Below are 17,612 nucleotides of genomic sequence, written 5' to 3'. Positions count from 1 at the left end.
CCCGAACCGAACGTGAAACCTTGCAGCAGCAAATTCTGGGAGATGCAAATGTCCGACACCATCACCGATACCGTCATCAGGCGCCTGTCGGTCGATGACGTCGGCGTGTTCCGTGACATTCGCCTGGAAGCACTTTCATGCGAGCCTAATTCATTCGCGAGTTTACACGAAGACTGGATCAATCTCTCCGAGCAGGAATGGCGCCAGCGGCTCGAACAGCCCGTTTTTGTGGCACTCCTGAACGAGCAGCCTTGCGGCATGATGGGGCTCAGGTTTCAGAAAGCAAGGAAAATGATGCATCGCGCGACACTCACGAGTGTCTACGTGCGCAAACCCGAACGGGGAAAGGGGATTGCCTCAGACCTTCTCGGTGCCGTTGCAAACCATGCACGAGAGCTTGGAATGCTGCAGCTGGAGCTTGGGGTGAGCGCGGAAAATTCCGCCGCAATACGCTTCTATCAACGCTACGGCTTCGAACCGGTTGGTCGAATACCTCGCGGCTTCCGCGACAATGGGATGAGCAGCGACGAAGTGCTCATGTTGCTCCCCCTGGAGAAAACGCGAGAATAGCGAGCGCACTTGAAGCTTGACGCTGTGGCGACAAGGCCACCGCGCGAGCGACAATATGCAGTTTGCGTCTGGCGCACCCTGTGCTGATTTCAAAGGCTGATGTTACGCGAACTGACGATTTTCCTCCATGCGATCGTCCGCTTTCGGCCCCGAAGCAGACATAGAAGGTTCGATCACTGAAAGACCGCTTCGCGCTCCCATTTCGGCCGTTCAGCGGGAGACGACCACTTTCGAAAGCGGCCGTTTCGAAGTCCACCATCCTCTGGCCGAGATGGGGTGGAGAGTTGTCAGGCAGCTTTTGACGCCAAAGCCCAAAAGCTGCCTCTGCTCCGTAAAGCGAACGCTCGTTTATCCGCTCAATCCATATCTGCTGGCCGGCTTGGCATCGAACATGCCCTGGAGAATTGTGGCAAAGGCAGCTTCGTATTCGCGGAACAGCGTTTCATCGTGGAGCGACGGAGCGGTAACAGATTCTTGCCGATCCAGACCGTTCAGCGCAGCGTCCACGCAATTCTCGGTCGTCATGACGATGCTCCCCGGCAAGGGTTCCAGGTTTGCGCCGCCCGCAACGTCCCAGCATTCCGAGACGACAAGCGCCTGGCAGGACGAGCTGGACACGAACACCAGCGGTTCGTCGCCGATAATAGAGTTAGACGATTGATCTTAGCGAGATTTGTCGCCCGCAAGAACCCCCGCGTGAACACGCAGTCTATCTGATATGAACTCCGTGAACAGGCGGACACGCTTGGTCTTTCGCGTCTCGCCCTGTGTAAGCACCCAAAGCGTTCCATGGGGGCCGAGACTTGTGCCAGGAACTCTGACGAGCAGCGGCTCAGCATCTCCAACGAAGCAGGGAAGCGCCGATATCCCTAAGCCCAGGCGCAACGCCTCGAGATGCGCTGCATCTTCTGGAACTCGGAACGGGGCTCCGGTAATTTCGACGGCATCGCCATGGGCCCAATCGGGCACGCCCTCTATGTTTTTCGTTATCCACCTGATGTGGCCCGAATTGCCGGTCGTCCAAGCCGCGAGGAGGTCGCGAGACATATAGACACCTACGGAAAGGTCTGGGCCTTTCACGCCGTGAAGGTTCTGCGGCAGCGAATTGCGGTCAAAAACGACCCTCAAGGCCACGTCGGCTTCGCGATTTGTCAGGTTAGCGTTTTCTAAAGAGGAGTGGATCTCCATTTCGATTTCGGGGTGCTGTCGTGTAAAAGCGGCAAAGTCAGGCATCAACAGATGTGTCGCCAGGGTGGGCGCCATTGTGACTCGCAGGGGACCACGCACGCCTTGATCACGGCCGGACACGCGGCTCATCAACAGATGAGAAGAAGCCTCCATCTGTTCCGCAAACTCTTGCACCTGTTCGCCAGCTTCGGTGAGGCGATAGCCCGCCGGCAGTTTTTCGAACATCTGCGAATGGAGTCGGGCCTCAAGCTGCGCGATGCGCCTCAGCACCGTTGTGTGATTCACCTCTAGCTGGGCCGCGGCAGCGCGGACAGAACCGTGTCGTGCCACAGCGAGAAAATATCGAACATCATCCCAATCGATCGTCATTGTCTTCCTGGCCAAATCGCAATGCTGATGTCTGAGGCGGTGCAGTAACACAGATCCTATAATGCAGACGGTGTAATTATGCACCACGCTTGTGCAACTTTCGACACTGATAGCGCCGCACGCAGCATCCTACCTCCATGACGTAAACAAGGCGGGTCGGCGCGCTGCCCCTAACTCGGCGCGCATTGCACTGCGTCACTTCCATTAATTGTTCGGGGTTTCGCGGGCTGCCACTTTCAAGGAGAATATATGAGCTACGCAATTATCGGCTTCGGCAAGATCGGCCAGACTCTTGCCAAGGCGTTTGCCCGCAACGGCATTGAAGTATCCGTTGCAACCACGCGCGACCCGGAAAGTTTTGCATCCGCTGCGGCCGCGATCGGCCCCACAATCATTCCCAAAAAACTGGCGGAAGCGGTCAAGGCGGACATCGTGTTTTTGGCTGTCCGTTTCGAGTCGCACCAGGATGTCGCGAAGGCGCTGCCCACCTGGCAGGGGAAGACCATCGTCGATGTGACCAATGCCTACGGCGTGTCCCCTGAGGAACTGGGAGGACAACCTTCGTCCAAGTTCGTCGCGCAGGCCTTCTCTGGCGGAAGGCTGGTTAAGGGCTTCAATCATTTGGCCGCCGCGGTCCTTGGCCAAGACCCGGCCGTGCATGGAGGCAGGAGAATCGTGTTCCTGGCGAGCGACGATGACGGTGCTGCAGCGGAGATTGGTGCGCTTGCGGAAAATCTCGGTTTCTCGCCGATCAAACTCGGCGGGCTTTCGGAAGGCGGACTACTTGTTCAAGCGCGCGGGAATAGCTGGGGTCAACTGATCTTTAAGGACTTGGTCAAGTTCGACTGATGAATCGTGATCGCAAATTTCGATGCGATCCTGCCTCGTGGAAAAAGGGCAGCCACATTTTGATTGAAGCGAGGGCGACGCCCTCCAAAGAAGGATGCATGACATGAACAGACTGAATGGAAAGACCGCCGTGATCACCGGTGGCGCTACCGGCATCGGCCGCGCCGCAGCGAAGCGCTTCATCGAGGAGGGCGCCTTCGTCTTCATCTTCGGCCGCCGGCAAGAAGCGCTCGACGCTGCTGTGGCCGACCTCGGGCCCAATGCCCGCGCGGTGAAAGGCTCGGTCTCCGATCTGGCCGACCTCGACCGACTCTACGCGGCGGTGAAGGCCGAGCGCGGAACCCTCGACATCGTTTTCGCCAATGCCGGGGCGGGAAGCCCGCTTCCGCTCGGAGAGATCACCGCCGAGCACATCGACGAAACTTTCGACACCAATGTGAAGGGTACGATCTTCACGGTCCAGAAGGCGCTGCCGCTGATGGGCGAGGGCGGTTCGATTATCCTGACCGGATCGAGCGCCGGCACCACGGGCGCCCCGGCGTTCAGCGCCTACAGCGCAAGCAAGGCGGCAGTGCGCAACCTCGCGCGGACCTGGGCGGAGGACCTGAAGGGCACCGGCATCCGGGTAAACGTGCTGTCGCCCGGGGCGACGGCGACCGAACTCGCGAAGGAAGCGCTAGGCGAGGAGGGCCAGAAGGCCTTCGCCTCGATGACTCCGCTCCAGCGCATGGCCGATCCGGCGGAGATCGGAGCGGTGGCTGCCTTTCTCGCGTCGCCGGACAGCAGCTTCATGACCGCCAGCGAGGTCGCCGTCGATGGCGGCCTCGCGCAACTCTGACGCGCTACGCCCGGCCGGCCGCTCCATTCGATTATTCGGAGCGCCGTAGGCGCTCGGTAAAATAGGCGGAAAAACACTTTCATGCCGTTCATACCGTACGGGAGCCCGAACCTTTTAGCGAGTTTCGATAAGAGTTCCAGAAGCAAGGGCCAGCTCACCTTTATGCGTTCCCAGAATTGCGAGCTCGACAACGACGAAGTTCTCCGCGACGTAGATGCTGAATAACTCACGGTGGACATCAGGAAATGCACTCGCAAAGTCGACAATAGAGCCACCAATGGCCTGCCCGCGAAACTTCGTGCCAGAAGGAATGTCGTACATGTATCCTTCCTCCGAGAAGATGGAGACAAACTTCTCGATATCCGTTCCTCGCCCTTCTGCTGCGGCGTAAAGTTCTCTGATGATTTCTTCATTATCAAGCATCATGAATCCTTCCTGCAGTCGGTAAATTCTGTCGGTGCTTCGAAGCTATCGTTAAGCCCCGAGCTTGTCGGCGGCGGCGACCTGGGGAGGCTCGCGGCACAGCGCGGAAACCGCGCTGATCGGTGCCCACATCGTCGCAGATTCGACCACCGGCAAGTCCTCACTCGCCCAAATCTTCCAAGGCGAGCCGAGCAGAGCACGCTTGAGCCCGGCATTCACCTGTTCGGGCTCAAGCGTGCTATGGGTGATGAGCCGACGTAAGAGATGACTTGCTCCTGCCGGCGTCGTGGACCTCCCGGTGAGGCCGTGTTGTCGGCGATTCAGTCGATATCGACGTTCATGGCGAAGTCCCAGGTGCCGGCGCCGTTTTTGGCCAGGCCGATCATCATCAGGCCGAGCGCTTCGAGCGTCTGAGCCATGTGCAGGCCGCCGACATGCAAGGGACGCAGTCCGAGACTCTCGAGGAAGGTCGAGACGCGCGCCTTCGCCTCCGCATCGTCGGCTGCGATGAACGCGTCGAGGCGTCCATCCTTCGCAAGTACGTGACCGAAGATCGTGTTGAACGCCTTCACGACATGCGCGCCGGCGGGGAGGCCCTTGGCGGTCTCCTGCGCACCAGAACTGCCGTTGGGGGTGACGAGGCCCGAGAGGTCGGGGGCAACCGGGTTGGCGATGTCGATGATCACCTTGCCGTCGAGCGCGTTCCCAAAGTCGGCCACCACCGCCGCCGCACCGGTGTACGGCACGGCGAGGATGACGATGTCGCCCGCAGGCGCGGCGCCGTACGTCCCCGTGGTCGCTCCGGCTGCGAGTTGGTCGGCGAGCGCCCGCGCCTTGGCGGGGTCACGGCTGACAACCTCGACGGTGTGTCCAGCCTTTGCGGTACGGCCCGCGATCGCCGCGGCCATTTTTCCTGAGCCAATGATGCTAACAGTGCTCATGTGCAGTCTCCTAATGAGTTGGGTTATGCTCGTAGTGTCTAAGCGGGTCAGCCGGCTGGGAAGTAGTGGCCGTTGTCCAAATCGGCGAGCAGGCTGGGCTGAGCAGGCTTCCAACCGAGGGTCTGCCGCGTAATGAGGTTGGACGCCGGGAGGTCCAGCGTGACCAAATTCGCGAGGAACCCAAAGTATCCCGGCAGCATCAATACGTCCGCGGGAATGCTCACGGCGGGCAGGCCCAGACGGCTGCCAATGGCTTCGGCGATCTCGCGGAACGGGATGCCCTCGCTTTCAATCCCGTGCCAAGATTTTCCAGCCGGACCCTTCTCCAGCGCCAGACGGAACAAGGAGGCGAGGTCGCGGCTGTGTACGGCCGGCCATAGGTTCGCGCCGTCTCCGGGGTAGCCTATGACGCCCTTCTCCTTCGCAAGGCCGATCAGCAGCGGCAGGAAGCCGCCATCGGTCGTGCTGTGCGCGATGGGCGGAATCCGCACGATCGAAGACCGCACGCCCTGCTCGGAGAGGCCGACCACGGTGGTTTCCACGACGTTACGAACCCGCAGCGTACCCTTGTGTTCATCGCCGCCGGAAAGGGCCGGGTCCTCCTCGGTGGCGGGCCGGCCGAGGCTTTCCCACCCGGGCGAGCCAATGCTCCCCGACGCGACCAGCGGCTTTCCGGTCCCCGCCAGTGCCTCGCCGTACGCGAGCATGATCTGGCGCTCCGCGGCGGCCACGGCGTCGAGCCCGCCGGAGGGAAGCAGGTCTTGCCTGTGCGCGAGGTGGATGACGCCGTCGGCCTCCGCGGCCGCCGCCTTGAGCCCATTGAGGTCGGAAAGATCCCCGCGACGCACCTTGGCGCCGAGCGCCGACACCGCCGCTGCAGACTCGTCGGACCGGGCCAGGCCAGTGACCTCGTGGCCGGCGGCGATGAGTTCGGGGATGATATACGGACCGATATGGCCGGTCCCGCCAGTGACGAAAACGTGCATGTAAATGCTCCTTGTGAGTGATGTGATGCGAGAAGGGGTGGTACCGGTGCACTCAGCCGAGAAGCTTGACGCCGATTGAGAAGTTGGTGTGCTTGACGGAGTGGGTAAGGAGGCCCAGCGACAGCAGGCAGGCGTGCTCCAGCGTCCGCGCCATGGGCAGCTGCCCGGTATCCATCGGGCGCAATCCGAGGCTCTCGATGAACACCGAGACGAGTGCCTTCGCCTGCGCGTCGTCCCCGGCGATGAACACGTCCAACGGATGGCCCTCGACTGGACCGGCAGCCAGGACGTGGGAGAACAGGGTGTTGAACGCCTTGACGACTTCCGCATCGGCAGGGGCGGCCATGGCGATCTCCTGCGCGCCGAAACTGTCGCCGGGGGTCACAAAGCTCGTGTAGTCGGAGGCGACGGGGTTGGTGATGTCGACGAGGAGCTTGCCTGCCAGCTCTTCGCCGTACTGCTTCACCACGTCGAGAACGGCGGAGTAGGGAACCGCCAGGATGACAATGTCCCCGGCCGGGGCGGCGCCGAACGTTCCTGTCGTCGCGCCGGCTCCGAACTGCTCGGCCAGCGCCCGCGCCTTGCCGGCGTCGCGACTTATCACCTCGACGGTGTGTCCGGCCTTGGCGGCAAGGCCGCCGATAGCTGCTGCCATGCCACCTGAGCCGATGATGCTGATAGTGCCCATGTGCAGTCTCCTTGTGAGGTTGGGTAGTGCACCTTGCAAATGGTTCGGTGCGCTGTATCTTATGGATCACCGATCCAGATTCTCACTAATGACATCTGGATCACTGATCCGAATATGTGGACCAGTGATCCAGATGTCAAGGGGCAACCCATGCGAGCCGACGCCAGAAGAAATTACAGCCACGTACTTGCAGTCGCGCGTGACGTCGTCAGTGAGCACGGTGTCAATGCGTCCATGCGCGATATCGCCCGCCGGGCCGACGTCGGGTTGGCCACGCTGCTTCGTCACTTCCCGACGCGAGAAGCCTTGTTCGAAGCCTTGCTGTGTACGAATCTGGACGCACTGACGCAGAAGGCAGACGATCTCGAAACGTCGAACACACCTGACGAAGCGCTCGTGTCCTGGTTTCGCGAATGGTTGGCATTCGCTCAAAGCTATAGGGGCGTTGTCGCCCTGATGGCGGCCGCCCATACGAACCCGGACTCCGCTCTTTATGCTTCATGCGCAGCGGTGCATTCAGCGAGCGCACGACTACTTCTCCGTGCTCAGGCCGAAGGTACGGCGCGCACCGATATGAATGGGGACGACCTGTTCGCCCTGATGTCGGCGCTCGGCTGGGCGGTCGACCAACCCTCATTTTCGCCACGGGCCGATCATCTCTTTGATATTATCGCGAGCGCCATCCTGACAAATCGGTCGAACAACGATGTCGAGAAGCGACGTGCTAAATCAGATCGGTGAGGCGCTCCGCTACCGCGATTGACTGTGCGCCCTGCGAACAGACTTAAAGCTGACAGCGCATCCTTGATGCGCCGACAGTCGTCATCCATTTCGAGGCTGTCTAGCCCGAGGAAGGGGACAGCGAATAGACCGAGCCAAGCGCTAAGCAATCGATCGCGGATAAGCGCTGCCCCGTCGCTCGTCCGCTGGCCGACCTTGTATCGCTTAAAGGATTTTGATTTTCGAGCGACAGGGTATCAACAGGACGGCAGCCTCTCTCAGACACGTTTTCAAACCCGGCCAGTCTGCTATCGGCCCCAAATCGGGCAGTTCTCCAAGCATAGCCCATGTCCGCTATTGATGCTGGGGACGGCTCCCTTCGCGGGCATCGCGATGTGCCAGGATTGCGGTGTTGTTAGGAACCGCATGGGAGGAGCCATCCATCGAAGAGATTGCCACGATTGGACCCGACATTGCTAAGTCAGTCGGTGTTCCAAGTGCACGCCATTTCCGCAACCGGCGCGGTCGTTCGCCGACAATTGAAGCGCCGCTACGTTGCTCAGTTCTTTGCAGGCCTCAAACCTTGTCTGATTGGCATGGAAGCCTGCGACTGCCAATCATTGGGGGCGGGAATTGGCAAAACTCGGACACGAAGTACGGCTGATGCCGCCACGCTATGTAAAGCCTTACGTGAAGCGAAACAAGAACAAGGCGACTGATGCAGAAGGCATATGCGAAGCAGTGACGCGACCGAACATGCGCTTTGTCCCGATTAAGACACGGTTTCAAGAATACCCCGTTGTCACAACCACCGAAGACCATATTCGCAGTCATTTATCGAGTAGGTTCGGCCACTTCATGGTGTCGCTTTTTAAAGCGAACACCGGCACCACCGCCATTTTCTGGGATGAACTCAATCCCTGCGGCTTCCAATACCTCACGAAGTGCCCTTAGGTTTGAGTTCGTAAGAGAAGTACCGCCGTCCTCCACCTCCGCCCGACTAACTGTCGCAACACCTATCCCCGCCGCCTTGGCGAGGTCTTTCGCACTCCAACGAATTAGAGCGCGCGCCGCACGAATTTGAGCACCAGTGATTTCATTGACATCATGTGATTTCGAATTGATCAAGTCAGTCTCGTGTGTTACCTAGGCGTTACTTGGCTCTGCGGCTCACTCTCGCAGGGGCATTAAGTGAACTTCGGCTGCATCCGGTGCTCGAACACCGAATACAGCCTGACCACAATCAAGCTTACGGGAGCTCGGATCATGGCTGATTCCGACAATAGCAGAACTTTGTCTACGGTCACATGGGATGACTTGCATTCCCTCCTGGCGGCGGACTTACCCACATTTCAGATGCCCACGGCTTCCTTGGACGCGTTGCAGGACGCAGAAGACACCGATCCGGCACTCATCGCCTGGCGCCAGTGGTGCGTCTCCTGGCAACGGTTGACCGAAGCAACGCTCTTACAGCAGCTGCTCGAAAAATCTTTTATTTCCGGCGGTTTAACGCCCCGCAGCGCTGCGGGTAGTTTCGGGCCGACCGTAACCGAGCGGCAGTACAATGATGCCCTCGAAGCAGAGGATCTTGCGTCAATCTCGGAGGACTGGGCAGCAGAAGCCCTATGGAACACGCCAGCGGTGTCAGTTGCAGGCGCCGGCGCCAAGCTCCTTGCAATCGCCAGCAAGTGGGCGCCCTCGCCCACCAGCCTCGAAGAACCCTGGCCGCAAATCCGCAACATCATCGCCGACCTCCTGAAAATCAACCTGGAGCTGGGAACTGGCCGCCTGTCTGCGCCCGAACACCAACCGGTATTTCGCAACGGCTGAACAGTTCGCGCACGCGATTTCTCTAGAGCTACAGGCTCCCGCGCGTTCCTCTCAAGGCAGTCGCAAATCGCGATTTCCAAGAATCGCCTCGATGAACCGACGCGTTGGAGACTTTCCACCGCGGCGGTTTCGACTCTCTCAATAATCAAAAAAGGAACGACGAATGAAACTGGGATCCTCATTTCGCCTGCTGCTTTCAGCACTTCTGATATCGATTGCGCCCTGGGGTGCCCCATCGACCCAAGCGCAAGCAGACGAGCCGGAAGAGCTTCGCTTCGCCACGTCCTACAAGCTGATGACGCTCGATCCGCACTACGCCAATCTCAACGAGAACACCTCATTGCTCTCCCATATCTACGAGCGGCTGGTCTATCAGGACGAGGGTCTCGAGCTGACGCCCGGTCTCGCCATTTCCTGGCGGCCATTGTCCGCCACACAATGGGAATTCAAGCTCCGCGACAACGTCCGCTTTCATGATGGCACGCCGTTCACGGCTGACGACGTCCTGTACACGATCGAGCGCATCAGGGATTTCCTTCAATCTCCAAGCGGCGGCTTTCGCTCCTACGTGAATGGCATCAAGGCGGTGACGGCACCCGATCCGCTGACCGTCGTCGTCGAGACGAAGGGTAACGTCCCGAACCTGCCTTTGTCCTTCTCCTCGATTTTCGTGATGCACCGGCCTTCCGACGGTTTCCAGACCACGGAGGATCTCAATGCCGGGGATCCTCCGCTCGGCACCGGACCTTACCGGTTCGAAAGCTGGAGTTCCGGCGAGGTGCTGAAACTCACCCGCAACGACGACTATTGGGGCAGCAAGCCCGCCTGGCCGGAGGTCACGTTTCGGGTAATCGAGAACCCTGCCGCGCGCGTCGCAGCGCTGAGCACCGGGGAAGTCGACGTGGCTGACGCCATTCCGGCACGTGATGTCGCGTCGCTCAAGCACCGCGGCGCCAGGATTGCCAGCGTTGGCGCCGCCCGCATCAACTTCGTGCAGTTCGATGTCGCGCGCGAAGCGCTTCCCGGCGTGACAGCGAAGTCCGGTGAGGCGATTGCCAATCCCTTCAAGAACCCGCTGGTCCGTCGGGCGCTTTCCTTGGCCATTGACCGCGGCGTGCTCGTCGACAAAATCCTTGCTGGCTACGGTACGGCCGCCGCCCAGGTCTTCCCGACCGGCTTGCCCGGCACCTCGGCAAACCTGCAACCGCAAATGCCGAACTACGAGGAAGCTCGAGCCCTTCTTGCACAGGCCGGTTTCCCGGACGGCTTCAACCTTGTTCTGGCCGGTCCGGCCGGCCGCTATCCCGGCGACGCCGAGAGCCTTCAGGCCATCGCACAAAGCTGGGCGCGCATCGGCGTCAACGCCCAGCCGGCGGCCGCTCCGTTTTCTGTCTTCAACACCAAGCGGGCTGCCGGCGAGTATGCCGTCTGGTACGGCGGCACGTCGGGTGAAGCGGTCGATATCATCCTGCACGCACTGCTCGCGTCACCGGATCCGACCCGCGGGACTGGTGCGCTCAACTTCGGAAACTACCGCAATGAGGCCTTCGACGAGAAGCTTGCAAAGGCGGAGGGCATTGCGGTGGGGCCAGAACGCAACGCAGCACTGGTTGAAGCCACCGAGTTCGTGATGACCGACCAGCCGATTATCCCGCTCTATCACTTCCATCACATCGTCGGCTTCGGCCCGCGGGTCGGCTCTTACGTCACGCATCCGCGCGGCTGGACGACCGCGATGCAGACGCTTGCGGCGGAGAATTGATCATGGCCCTGGCTTCAGTTGCATTGGGGAGGCTGTCGCAAGCCTTCCTCCTTCTCCTCGCCATGTCGCTGATCGGCTTCATCGGCATTCACAGCGTCGGCAATCCGGTCTTCAACGTCGTCAACATCGAGACCGCCACGCCCGAAGACATCCGCCAGGCGACGATCGCGCTCGGGCTGGATCAACCGATCTGGCGCCAATATCTGGTTTTCATCGGCAACGTCATCGGCGGAAACTTCGGCACCTCCTATATTTATCATCAGCCGGCGTTCGGGCTGGTAATAAGCAAGCTGCCGGCAACACTGGAACTTGCCTGTGTCGCTATGCTGGTGGCGGCCCCGCTTGGCACGGGCCTCGGTCTAATCGCCGGCCGCCGATCCGGCACGCTCTTTGACCGCTCGGTCCTGAAGGCGAGTGTCTCGGCGCTGAGCATCCCGTCCTTCTGGCTGGCGATGATGCTGATCCTTGTCGGCGCCATCCTCACCGGCTGGTTTCCATCCGGTGGCAGGGGCGCGACCGCGCGCTTTCTCGGGCAGGAGTGGAGCCTGATTACGGCCAATGGCGTCTGGCACCTCGTGCTCCCCGCCCTGACACTGGCGATCCCGAACATTGCGCTGATCGCCAGGCTTTCCCGGTCCGGCACCATCGAAGTCGAGAACCTCGATTTTACACGGTTCTGCCGCGCCAAGGGGCTGTCCTCCCGACGGATCCTGCTGCGCCATACCTTGCCGAACATCAGCGTGCCGATCGTGACGATCATCGGCCTTCAGTTTGGCGGCATGCTCGCCTTCGCGGTGGTGGTGGAATCGATCTTCTCCTGGCCGGGCGTCGGAAAGCTTCTCATCGACTCCATCCAGCTTCTCGACCGGCCTGTGGTGATGGCGACACTGACCTTCATCGCGGTCGCGTTCGTCGCGCTGAACGCACTCGTTGATCTCTTCCACGCCGTGCTCGATCCACGCGTGCGCCTGTCCTCACAAAGGTGAACCGTCATGAAAGCTCAAATTTTTCGCGCGCTTCAGATGCGCGGTACCCTGCCGGTTCTGACCGCCTCCAAAATCCTGCTTGCCAGTTACATCCTGCTTGCCATCGCGGCGCCCACGATCGCGCCGCAAAACCCCTACGACCCGCTGCAGATCTATGGGTGGGAGGCGTCCTCACCGCCGGGGACCGTTGGAAGCGGCGGCTTTTCCTATCTGCTCGGGACAGACGGCCTTGGCAGGGATATTGCCGGCACGATCCTCTATGGCCTTCGCATAAGCCTGGTCGTCTCGCTCACGAGCGCTGCGATCGCCGCGCTAATCGGGCTGACAGCCGGCGTCAGCGCAGCCTATTTCGGGAGATGGGTTGATGCCATCATCATGCGGCTGGTCGACCTGCAGCTCAGCCTGCCGACGATCCTGATTGCGCTGATCGCCATCGTCACGCTCGGACCAGGGGTTGATCGGATCATTCTGGCTTTGATCATCGCGCAATGGGCGACCTATGCGCGGATCGCCCGCAGCGTTGCACTGAGCGAAGCGAGCAAATCCTATATGGATGCGGCCCGATTGCTTCGGATGCCGACGTCCCGGATCATCTTCCGTCACCTGCTCCCCAACAGTATCGCTCCGGCCATCACGCTGATCCCGATCGAAGTTGGTCACGCGGTTGCGCTCGAGGCCACCCTCTCCTTCCTGGGCTTGGGGGTTCCGATTGACAAGCCGTCGCTTGGCTCCGCGGTCGCAAACGGCTTCCAGTATCTCCTGACCGGCCAGTACTGGATCAGCCTGTTCCCCGGTCTGGCGCTCTTCGGCCTGATCGCATGCATCAACCTGGTTGGCGAAGACATTCGCCGCAGCCTCGATCCAAGGAACCATTCGCGATGATCATCGAGACACAGAAGTCCCCACTGCTGCGGGTCGAGAACCTTGGTCTTTGTCATCGATCGGCGTCCGGTCCAACGGCAATCCTCACCGACGTCACCTTCGAGCTTCGGCGTGGCGAGATCCTCGGCATCATCGGCGAGTCGGGTGCCGGAAAATCCACCGTCGGCAATGCCGTCCTCGGCCTGCTTGCGCCCGAGTTCCAGCAGACATCCGGGACCATCGAATTCGATGGCAAGGCGCTGGACGCTATGACGGCCGGCGAGCGGGAGGCAATCCGAGGACGCAGGATTTCCGCGATCTTCCAGGATCACACAGCCTCGCTCGATCCCTTGATGAGCGTCGGCGCCCAGGTGGAGGAAACCGTCCTTTCGGCCAACACCGCACTTTCGAAGCGCCAGGCCAAAGCCAAAGCGCTCGAACTGATGGCACGCGTCGGGATTCCCGAGCCGGCACGGCGATACCGCAACTACCCGCACCAGTTCTCCGGCGGCCAAAGGCAACGCATCGTCATTGCCATTGCTCTGGCCGCCTCCCCCGACATCATCATTGCCGACGAGCCGACCTCGGCACTCGATGCAACCGTCCAGAAGCAGATCCTGGAACTCTTACGGGGCCTGGTCAAGGAAAGTGGGGTCTCGATCATTCTCATCACCCATGACATGGGCGTGGTCTCCGAAGTCACCGACCGGGTTCTCGTCATGCGCCATGGCCAGATGGTTGAACAGGACGCCACGGCCAGCGTCCTCGATGCTCCCAGCCACGACTACACAAGAAAACTGCTCGCCGCCGTTCCAAGGCTGTTTATCCCGGCAGGACCTGTCGATGCGCGCGACAACGCGCGTGAATGCAGTTGCCCTGGGCAACCTACAGTGGACGGCGAGTTTCTGGTAGCGCAGGATGTCTCGAAACAGTTCTCCGCGCCGGGTTTTGGCTGGCGCTTTGGCGCAGGCAAGCCCGGGTTCGCACTCAGCAACATCAGAATGCGGCTGCCGCGTGGCACCATCACCGGCATCGTCGGGGAGAGCGGCAGCGGAAAGACGACGTTTGGCCGCATTATCGCCGGCCTCGACACGGCGCCCGCTGGCAGGATCGCTATCGGCGAGAACGTCTTCGACGTTTCAAGGAACGGCCGGCGGAGTGGTCTTCTCGGTCGTGTGCAGATGATCTTTCAGGATCCGTCGGTATCGTTGAACCCCCGGATGACCATCGCCGAGACGCTCAGCGAGAGCATCCGCTTCGGCGTCAAGACGCGGCCCGATGACGAGCGCAATGGCGCAGCCGAGATGATGGATCGGCTGGGCCTTGCCCGCAACTTGCTCAGCCGCCACCCGCATCAGCTTTCAGGAGGCCAGAAGCAACGTGTGTGCATTGCACGTGCGCTGTTGGCAAGGCCGGAGATCATTGTCGCGGATGAGCCGACATCAGCGCTCGACGTGTCGGTGCAGGCCGAGATCGTCCAACTGCTGAAGGACACCATCGCCGACGAGGCCGTGACGATGATCTTCATCTCCCATGACCTCGCCATCGTCCAGGAGATGTGCAGTTCAGTTTACATCTTCAAAGATGGTCGGATCGAGGACTTCGGAACCGCCGAGTTCATCTTCTCACAATCGAACAATCCCTACACGCGCGCGCTCATCAACGCACGACCCCGACGGTTTACGTGTTGAGCGGCCTGGCTCCTCCCAACCACCGCCTCGGACAGGAACAGCAAATGGTCAAAACAGCCGACAACAATTGCCGCGGGAAGGTTACTCAATGAATGACAGGTTCACTTTGGCCGTCACGGGCCAATCGCTTATCAAGCACGACATCCGCCCGATCTCCGACCCGGCGTTTTTGGAAGTCCAGTCCCTGCTCCACAATGCGGATCTCTCCTTCACCAATTTCGAGGGCACAATCCTGGGGGACCACGGTGGCTGGCCTCTGAAGGGTTCGTTCTTCGGCTGCAGCGACCCCGTCGTTCTCGATGCTCTGCGATCCATCGGGTTTCAGGGGCTCTCGCTGTCGAACAATCATGCCTTCGATCTTGGGCCTTCCGGTGTCCTATCGACCTTGGAGGAGGTGGAAAAGCGTGGATTCCTCCATGCCGGACTTGGACGCGACCACTCGGACGTTTCGCAAGCAAGCATCCGAACAATCGGCGGGAGGCGTGTTGCGATCGTCGCAATGGACGGCGGACCGGGACCGGATTTTATGTATGCTGCCGATGCCGGCAACAACCGCCCCGGGCGCCCAGGCGTCAATCGGCTTGGCCTGTCGCAGATGATCGAGGTCGATGCGCCCGCCTTCGCGCAGCTTAAGGCCATCCGGGATCAGGTCGGCTATACCGCCATCGATCTTGCCAATGACAGCCAGCCGGATGATGCTCCTCGCCTCACCCCAGAATGCGAGCTTGCTATCTCGCGGGCCGTCTTCAAACGCTCGGACAAGTTCGGGCGCGATGTCAAAATCGATGAACCTGATCTTCAGAGGAACCTCGCCTCGATTGCGACCGCGGCAGGTGATGGGTGCCTGGTGATCGCCTACCTGCACCATCATCACTGGGCGTCCAACTGGCACGAGGTTCCCGGCTGGGTGAGCGGCGTTGCCAGGCAATGCATTGACGCTGGCGCTGCCATGTTCGTCAGCCACGGTGCGCCGGTCCTTCAGCCGATCGAAATCTATCGGAGCCGGCCGATCTTCTACAGCCTCGGCAACTTCATTTTCCATGTCCGCTCGGAAAAATCGACTTGGACGGCGCCGGAGGTTTGGGAGAGCGTCGTCGGACGATGCTCGTTCGGCCCCGACAATGGCCTTGTCGAGATCACGCTTCATCCTGTTGTCATCGGCGGCGACGAAGCCTTGCAGAATGGGGTGCTCGAGCGGCGCCTGGCACCACATCTGGCGACCGGTGAGCGCGCCAAACGCATCCTGCGTCGAGTTTCCGAGCAATCCGCCAGACTCGGCGTCGAGATCACCATCGCCGGCGATATCGGTACCATCCGGGTCTAGCCGAGGGCGCAGCCTACCGAAGGGGCCGGCTGCATCACTGCCCGCACGTCATACGGGCGCACAACAGTGCAGATCAATCTCAGCAACGCTCCGAACGAGGCCTGCAGTGGCCTGCATATTTGAGTGACAAGGAATGAAAATCATGGACGCTCGGGAAGAGCTAATCAGCCGGTTTTTTCGCTATGCCGCAATAGAGAGCCAGAGCAACGGGCACTCCCAATCGTTACCCTCCTCGCCCGGTCAATCGGTGCTTGCCGCCTTGCTCGCCGACGAGATGCGCGCACTCGGCCTGAGTGACGTCGTTGCCGACGAACATGCCATCGTGACGGCCGTCAAACGGGGCACCAGACCTGAGGTGCCACCCATCGGCTTTATCGCCCATCTCGACACGGTCGATGTCGGCCTCTTGCCCTTCGTCCAACCGCAAGTCCTTCGCTTCGAAGGCAATGACCTCTGCCTCAACCGTCAAGAGGATATCTGGCTGAGGGTCGTCGAGCACCCGGAACTTCTTTCCTGGATCGGCGAAGACATCATCTTCAGCGACGGCACCAGCGTGCTCGGCGCCGACAACAAAGCAGCTATTGCCATCATCATGACGCTTATCGGCCAACTCGATCAGCTGGACAGCCACGGCGACGTCTTCATCGCCTTCGTGCCGGATGAAGAGATCGGATTGCGCGGTGCCAAGGCGCTCGATCTCACCCGCTTCTCTTGCGCATTCGCCTACACGATCGATTGCTGCGAACTCGGCGAAGTGGTGCTCGAGACTTTCAATGCCGCATCCTGCGAGATTGTCTTCAAAGGCGTCAGCGCACATCCGATGTCGGCGAAGGGGACTCTGGTCAATCCACTGCTGATGGCCGTCGACTTCATCTCACAATTCGACCGAAACGACATGCCTGAACATAGCGAGGATCGCGAAGGTTTCTTCTGGTTCAAGGACTTGGTGGCAAACGACAGCGAAGCGTCCTTGACCGTGCTGGTCCGGGATTTTGACGACGCGGGCTTCGATCGGCGCAAGGCTCGAATCACCGAAGTCGCAGAACGGATACGATCCCGATATCCCAGCGGAAACATCCGCTACCGCGTGACCGACACCTATCAAAATATCTCCAGGAATCTCGCCAGCGACAAACGTGCGGCGGCTCTGCTCTTGCGCGCCATGGACGAACTCGGGATCGAGAAGAAACTCATCCCGATGCGTGGTGGTACCGATGGCGCCGCCTTGTCAGCCCGCGGAATCCCGACCCCTAACTTTTTCACCGGCGCCTACAACTTCCATTCGCGCTACGAGTTCTTGCCGGTACCAGCCTTCGAACGTTCGCTAGATCTGGCGGTAAAGATTTGCGATCTCGCAGCGACCTGAACCACTGCCCTTGAAAATCGCCTATAAGAATGCCGAAAATCATGGTTTCGGCGACTCCTGAGGCGTGCCGTCGAAAGCGGGATAATGGTGCAGCCGCTATGAGCGGCGACCGACCCCGTGTTTTTTTCGGACTCGACTCCAATCCATCGGAATGCTTCATTTGGCGCTCGGAGGACTGAGGATGGCATACGAGTGGGATGAAGGGCGCGCGCGTCGAGTG

The 17,612-nt window shown here is 60.4% G+C and carries 18 protein-coding genes and 1 pseudogene; 12 read left to right on the top strand and 7 right to left on the bottom strand.

The window, feature by feature from the left end:
• Window positions 1-48: 48 nt before the first annotated feature.
• The gene (locus ACSQ3F_RS25045; RefSeq protein WP_436102915.1) at window positions 49-570 is read left to right on the top strand and encodes an N-acetyltransferase family protein; all 522 of its coding nucleotides are present in this window, start codon (window positions 49-51) and stop codon (window positions 568-570) included.
• 348 nt (window positions 571-918) lie between these two features.
• Here ACSQ3F_RS25045 and ACSQ3F_RS25040 read toward each other — a convergent pair whose 3' ends face one another.
• A complete protein-coding gene (locus ACSQ3F_RS25040) occupies window positions 919-1,095 on the bottom strand; it encodes a hypothetical protein (protein ID WP_436102914.1) in 177 nt (58 codons plus the stop codon).
• 138 nt (window positions 1,096-1,233) lie between these two features.
• Window positions 1,234-2,127, bottom strand: a complete 894-nt coding sequence (locus tag ACSQ3F_RS25035; RefSeq protein ID WP_436102913.1) for a LysR family transcriptional regulator — start codon at window positions 2,125-2,127, stop codon at window positions 1,234-1,236.
• A gap of 249 nt (window positions 2,128-2,376) precedes the next feature.
• On the opposite strand from ACSQ3F_RS25035, the gene ACSQ3F_RS25030 reads away from it, so the two are divergent.
• The gene (locus ACSQ3F_RS25030; protein WP_436102912.1) at window positions 2,377-2,976 is read left to right on the top strand and encodes an NADPH-dependent F420 reductase; all 600 of its coding nucleotides are present in this window, start codon (window positions 2,377-2,379) and stop codon (window positions 2,974-2,976) included.
• Window positions 2,977-3,079: 103 nt separating this feature from the next.
• Window positions 3,080-3,814 (top strand): SDR family NAD(P)-dependent oxidoreductase, encoded by a 735-nt coding sequence (locus ACSQ3F_RS25025; RefSeq protein ID WP_436102911.1) that lies wholly within the window; start codon window positions 3,080-3,082, stop codon window positions 3,812-3,814.
• 114 nt (window positions 3,815-3,928) lie between these two features.
• Here the strand turns inward: ACSQ3F_RS25025 and ACSQ3F_RS25020 are convergent, their stop codons facing one another.
• The 4 genes from ACSQ3F_RS25020 to ACSQ3F_RS25005 all read right to left on the bottom strand — a co-directional run bounded on the left by ACSQ3F_RS25020 (window position 3,929) and on the right by ACSQ3F_RS25005 (window position 6,852).
• Window positions 3,929-4,240 (bottom strand): nuclear transport factor 2 family protein, encoded by a 312-nt coding sequence (locus ACSQ3F_RS25020; RefSeq protein ID WP_436102910.1) that lies wholly within the window; start codon window positions 4,238-4,240, stop codon window positions 3,929-3,931.
• Window positions 4,241-4,557: 317 nt separating this feature from the next.
• Window positions 4,558-5,292: an NADPH-dependent F420 reductase gene (locus ACSQ3F_RS25015; protein WP_436102909.1), complete on the bottom strand. Its 735-nt coding sequence runs from the start codon at window positions 5,290-5,292 to the stop codon at window positions 4,558-4,560.
• Window positions 5,226-6,164, bottom strand: coding sequence for an SDR family oxidoreductase (locus tag ACSQ3F_RS25010; protein WP_436102908.1), 939 nt, complete (start codon window positions 6,162-6,164; stop codon window positions 5,226-5,228). Before ACSQ3F_RS25010 ends, ACSQ3F_RS25015 begins: the two co-directional genes overlap by 67 nt.
• Before the next feature lie 52 nt (window positions 6,165-6,216).
• On the bottom strand, window positions 6,217-6,852 hold the full coding sequence (locus ACSQ3F_RS25005) for an NADPH-dependent F420 reductase (protein ID WP_436102907.1): 636 nt from the start codon (window positions 6,850-6,852) through the stop codon (window positions 6,217-6,219).
• A 150-nt stretch (window positions 6,853-7,002) separates the two neighbouring features.
• On the opposite strand from ACSQ3F_RS25005, the gene ACSQ3F_RS25000 reads away from it, so the two are divergent.
• Window positions 7,003-7,593: a TetR/AcrR family transcriptional regulator gene (locus tag ACSQ3F_RS25000; protein ID WP_436102906.1), complete on the top strand. Its 591-nt coding sequence runs from the start codon at window positions 7,003-7,005 to the stop codon at window positions 7,591-7,593.
• Window positions 7,594-8,024: 431 nt separating this feature from the next.
• Window positions 8,025-8,364 (top strand): annotated as a pseudogene (locus tag ACSQ3F_RS24995) (IS110 family transposase); the annotation flags it as partial.
• 42 nt (window positions 8,365-8,406) lie between these two features.
• Here the strand turns inward: ACSQ3F_RS24995 and ACSQ3F_RS24990 are convergent.
• Window positions 8,407-8,700, bottom strand: a complete 294-nt coding sequence (locus tag ACSQ3F_RS24990; RefSeq protein WP_436102905.1) for a helix-turn-helix domain-containing protein — start codon at window positions 8,698-8,700, stop codon at window positions 8,407-8,409.
• A 138-nt stretch (window positions 8,701-8,838) separates the two neighbouring features.
• On the opposite strand from ACSQ3F_RS24990, the gene ACSQ3F_RS24985 reads away from it, so the two are divergent.
• From ACSQ3F_RS24985 to pepT, 7 genes are all read left to right on the top strand, one after another.
• Window positions 8,839-9,402 (top strand): hypothetical protein, encoded by a 564-nt coding sequence (locus tag ACSQ3F_RS24985; protein WP_436102904.1) that lies wholly within the window; start codon window positions 8,839-8,841, stop codon window positions 9,400-9,402.
• Window positions 9,403-9,565: 163 nt separating this feature from the next.
• Window positions 9,566-11,164 (top strand): ABC transporter substrate-binding protein, encoded by a 1,599-nt coding sequence (locus ACSQ3F_RS24980; RefSeq protein WP_436102903.1) that lies wholly within the window; start codon window positions 9,566-9,568, stop codon window positions 11,162-11,164.
• Between the two features lie 2 nt (window positions 11,165-11,166).
• Complete coding sequence (locus ACSQ3F_RS24975) at window positions 11,167-12,150, top strand: ABC transporter permease (protein WP_436102902.1); 984 nt, start codon at window positions 11,167-11,169, stop codon at window positions 12,148-12,150.
• Between the two features lie 6 nt (window positions 12,151-12,156).
• Window positions 12,157-13,032 carry an ABC transporter permease gene (locus ACSQ3F_RS24970; protein WP_436102901.1) on the top strand — a complete coding sequence of 292 codons (876 nt, stop codon included), beginning with the start codon at window positions 12,157-12,159 and terminating at the stop codon, window positions 13,030-13,032.
• The gene (locus ACSQ3F_RS24965) at window positions 13,029-14,702 is read left to right on the top strand and encodes a dipeptide ABC transporter ATP-binding protein (protein WP_436102900.1); all 1,674 of its coding nucleotides are present in this window, start codon (window positions 13,029-13,031) and stop codon (window positions 14,700-14,702) included. The genes ACSQ3F_RS24970 and ACSQ3F_RS24965 overlap by 4 nt, the downstream gene beginning before the upstream one ends.
• An 88-nt stretch (window positions 14,703-14,790) precedes the next feature.
• Window positions 14,791-16,026, top strand: coding sequence for a CapA family protein (locus ACSQ3F_RS24960; protein WP_436102899.1), 1,236 nt, complete (start codon window positions 14,791-14,793; stop codon window positions 16,024-16,026).
• A gap of 142 nt (window positions 16,027-16,168) precedes the next feature.
• Window positions 16,169-17,392: a peptidase T gene (gene pepT / locus ACSQ3F_RS24955; RefSeq protein WP_436102898.1), complete on the top strand. Its 1,224-nt coding sequence runs from the start codon at window positions 16,169-16,171 to the stop codon at window positions 17,390-17,392.
• Window positions 17,393-17,612 lie beyond the last annotated feature (220 nt).

This window comes from Pararhizobium sp. LjRoot238 (assembly GCF_964252955.1).
In the GTDB taxonomy this organism is placed as follows: Bacteria; Pseudomonadota; Alphaproteobacteria; order Rhizobiales; family Rhizobiaceae; genus Pararhizobium.
Note: the sequence above shows the minus strand (reverse complement) of the source record. Positions and strands in the feature narration are given on the sequence as shown.

What these genes read in the sequence shown, in the direction of transcription:
- ACSQ3F_RS25045 (WP_436102915.1), top strand. Translation starts at nt 49, where the DNA reads ATGTCCGACACCATCACCGATACCGTCATCAGGCGCCTGTCGGTCGAT.
- ACSQ3F_RS25040 (WP_436102914.1), bottom strand. Translation starts at nt 1,095, where the DNA reads ATGACGACCGAGAATTGCGTGGACGCTGCGCTGAACGGTCTGGATCGG.
- ACSQ3F_RS25035 (WP_436102913.1), bottom strand. Translation starts at nt 2,127, where the DNA reads ATGACGATCGATTGGGATGATGTTCGATATTTTCTCGCTGTGGCACGA.
- ACSQ3F_RS25030 (WP_436102912.1), top strand. Translation starts at nt 2,377, where the DNA reads ATGAGCTACGCAATTATCGGCTTCGGCAAGATCGGCCAGACTCTTGCC.
- ACSQ3F_RS25025 (WP_436102911.1), top strand. Translation starts at nt 3,080, where the DNA reads ATGAACAGACTGAATGGAAAGACCGCCGTGATCACCGGTGGCGCTACC.
- ACSQ3F_RS25020 (WP_436102910.1), bottom strand. Translation starts at nt 4,240, where the DNA reads ATGATGCTTGATAATGAAGAAATCATCAGAGAACTTTACGCCGCAGCA.
- ACSQ3F_RS25010 (WP_436102908.1), bottom strand. Translation starts at nt 6,164, where the DNA reads ATGCACGTTTTCGTCACTGGCGGGACCGGCCATATCGGTCCGTATATC.
- ACSQ3F_RS25005 (WP_436102907.1), bottom strand. Translation starts at nt 6,852, where the DNA reads ATGGGCACTATCAGCATCATCGGCTCAGGTGGCATGGCAGCAGCTATC.
- ACSQ3F_RS25000 (WP_436102906.1), top strand. Translation starts at nt 7,003, where the DNA reads ATGCGAGCCGACGCCAGAAGAAATTACAGCCACGTACTTGCAGTCGCG.
- ACSQ3F_RS24985 (WP_436102904.1), top strand. Translation starts at nt 8,839, where the DNA reads ATGGCTGATTCCGACAATAGCAGAACTTTGTCTACGGTCACATGGGAT.
- ACSQ3F_RS24980 (WP_436102903.1), top strand. Translation starts at nt 9,566, where the DNA reads ATGAAACTGGGATCCTCATTTCGCCTGCTGCTTTCAGCACTTCTGATA.
- ACSQ3F_RS24975 (WP_436102902.1), top strand. Translation starts at nt 11,167, where the DNA reads ATGGCCCTGGCTTCAGTTGCATTGGGGAGGCTGTCGCAAGCCTTCCTC.
- ACSQ3F_RS24970 (WP_436102901.1), top strand. Translation starts at nt 12,157, where the DNA reads ATGAAAGCTCAAATTTTTCGCGCGCTTCAGATGCGCGGTACCCTGCCG.
- ACSQ3F_RS24965 (WP_436102900.1), top strand. Translation starts at nt 13,029, where the DNA reads ATGATCATCGAGACACAGAAGTCCCCACTGCTGCGGGTCGAGAACCTT.
- ACSQ3F_RS24960 (WP_436102899.1), top strand. Translation starts at nt 14,791, where the DNA reads ATGAATGACAGGTTCACTTTGGCCGTCACGGGCCAATCGCTTATCAAG.
- pepT (WP_436102898.1), top strand. Translation starts at nt 16,169, where the DNA reads ATGGACGCTCGGGAAGAGCTAATCAGCCGGTTTTTTCGCTATGCCGCA.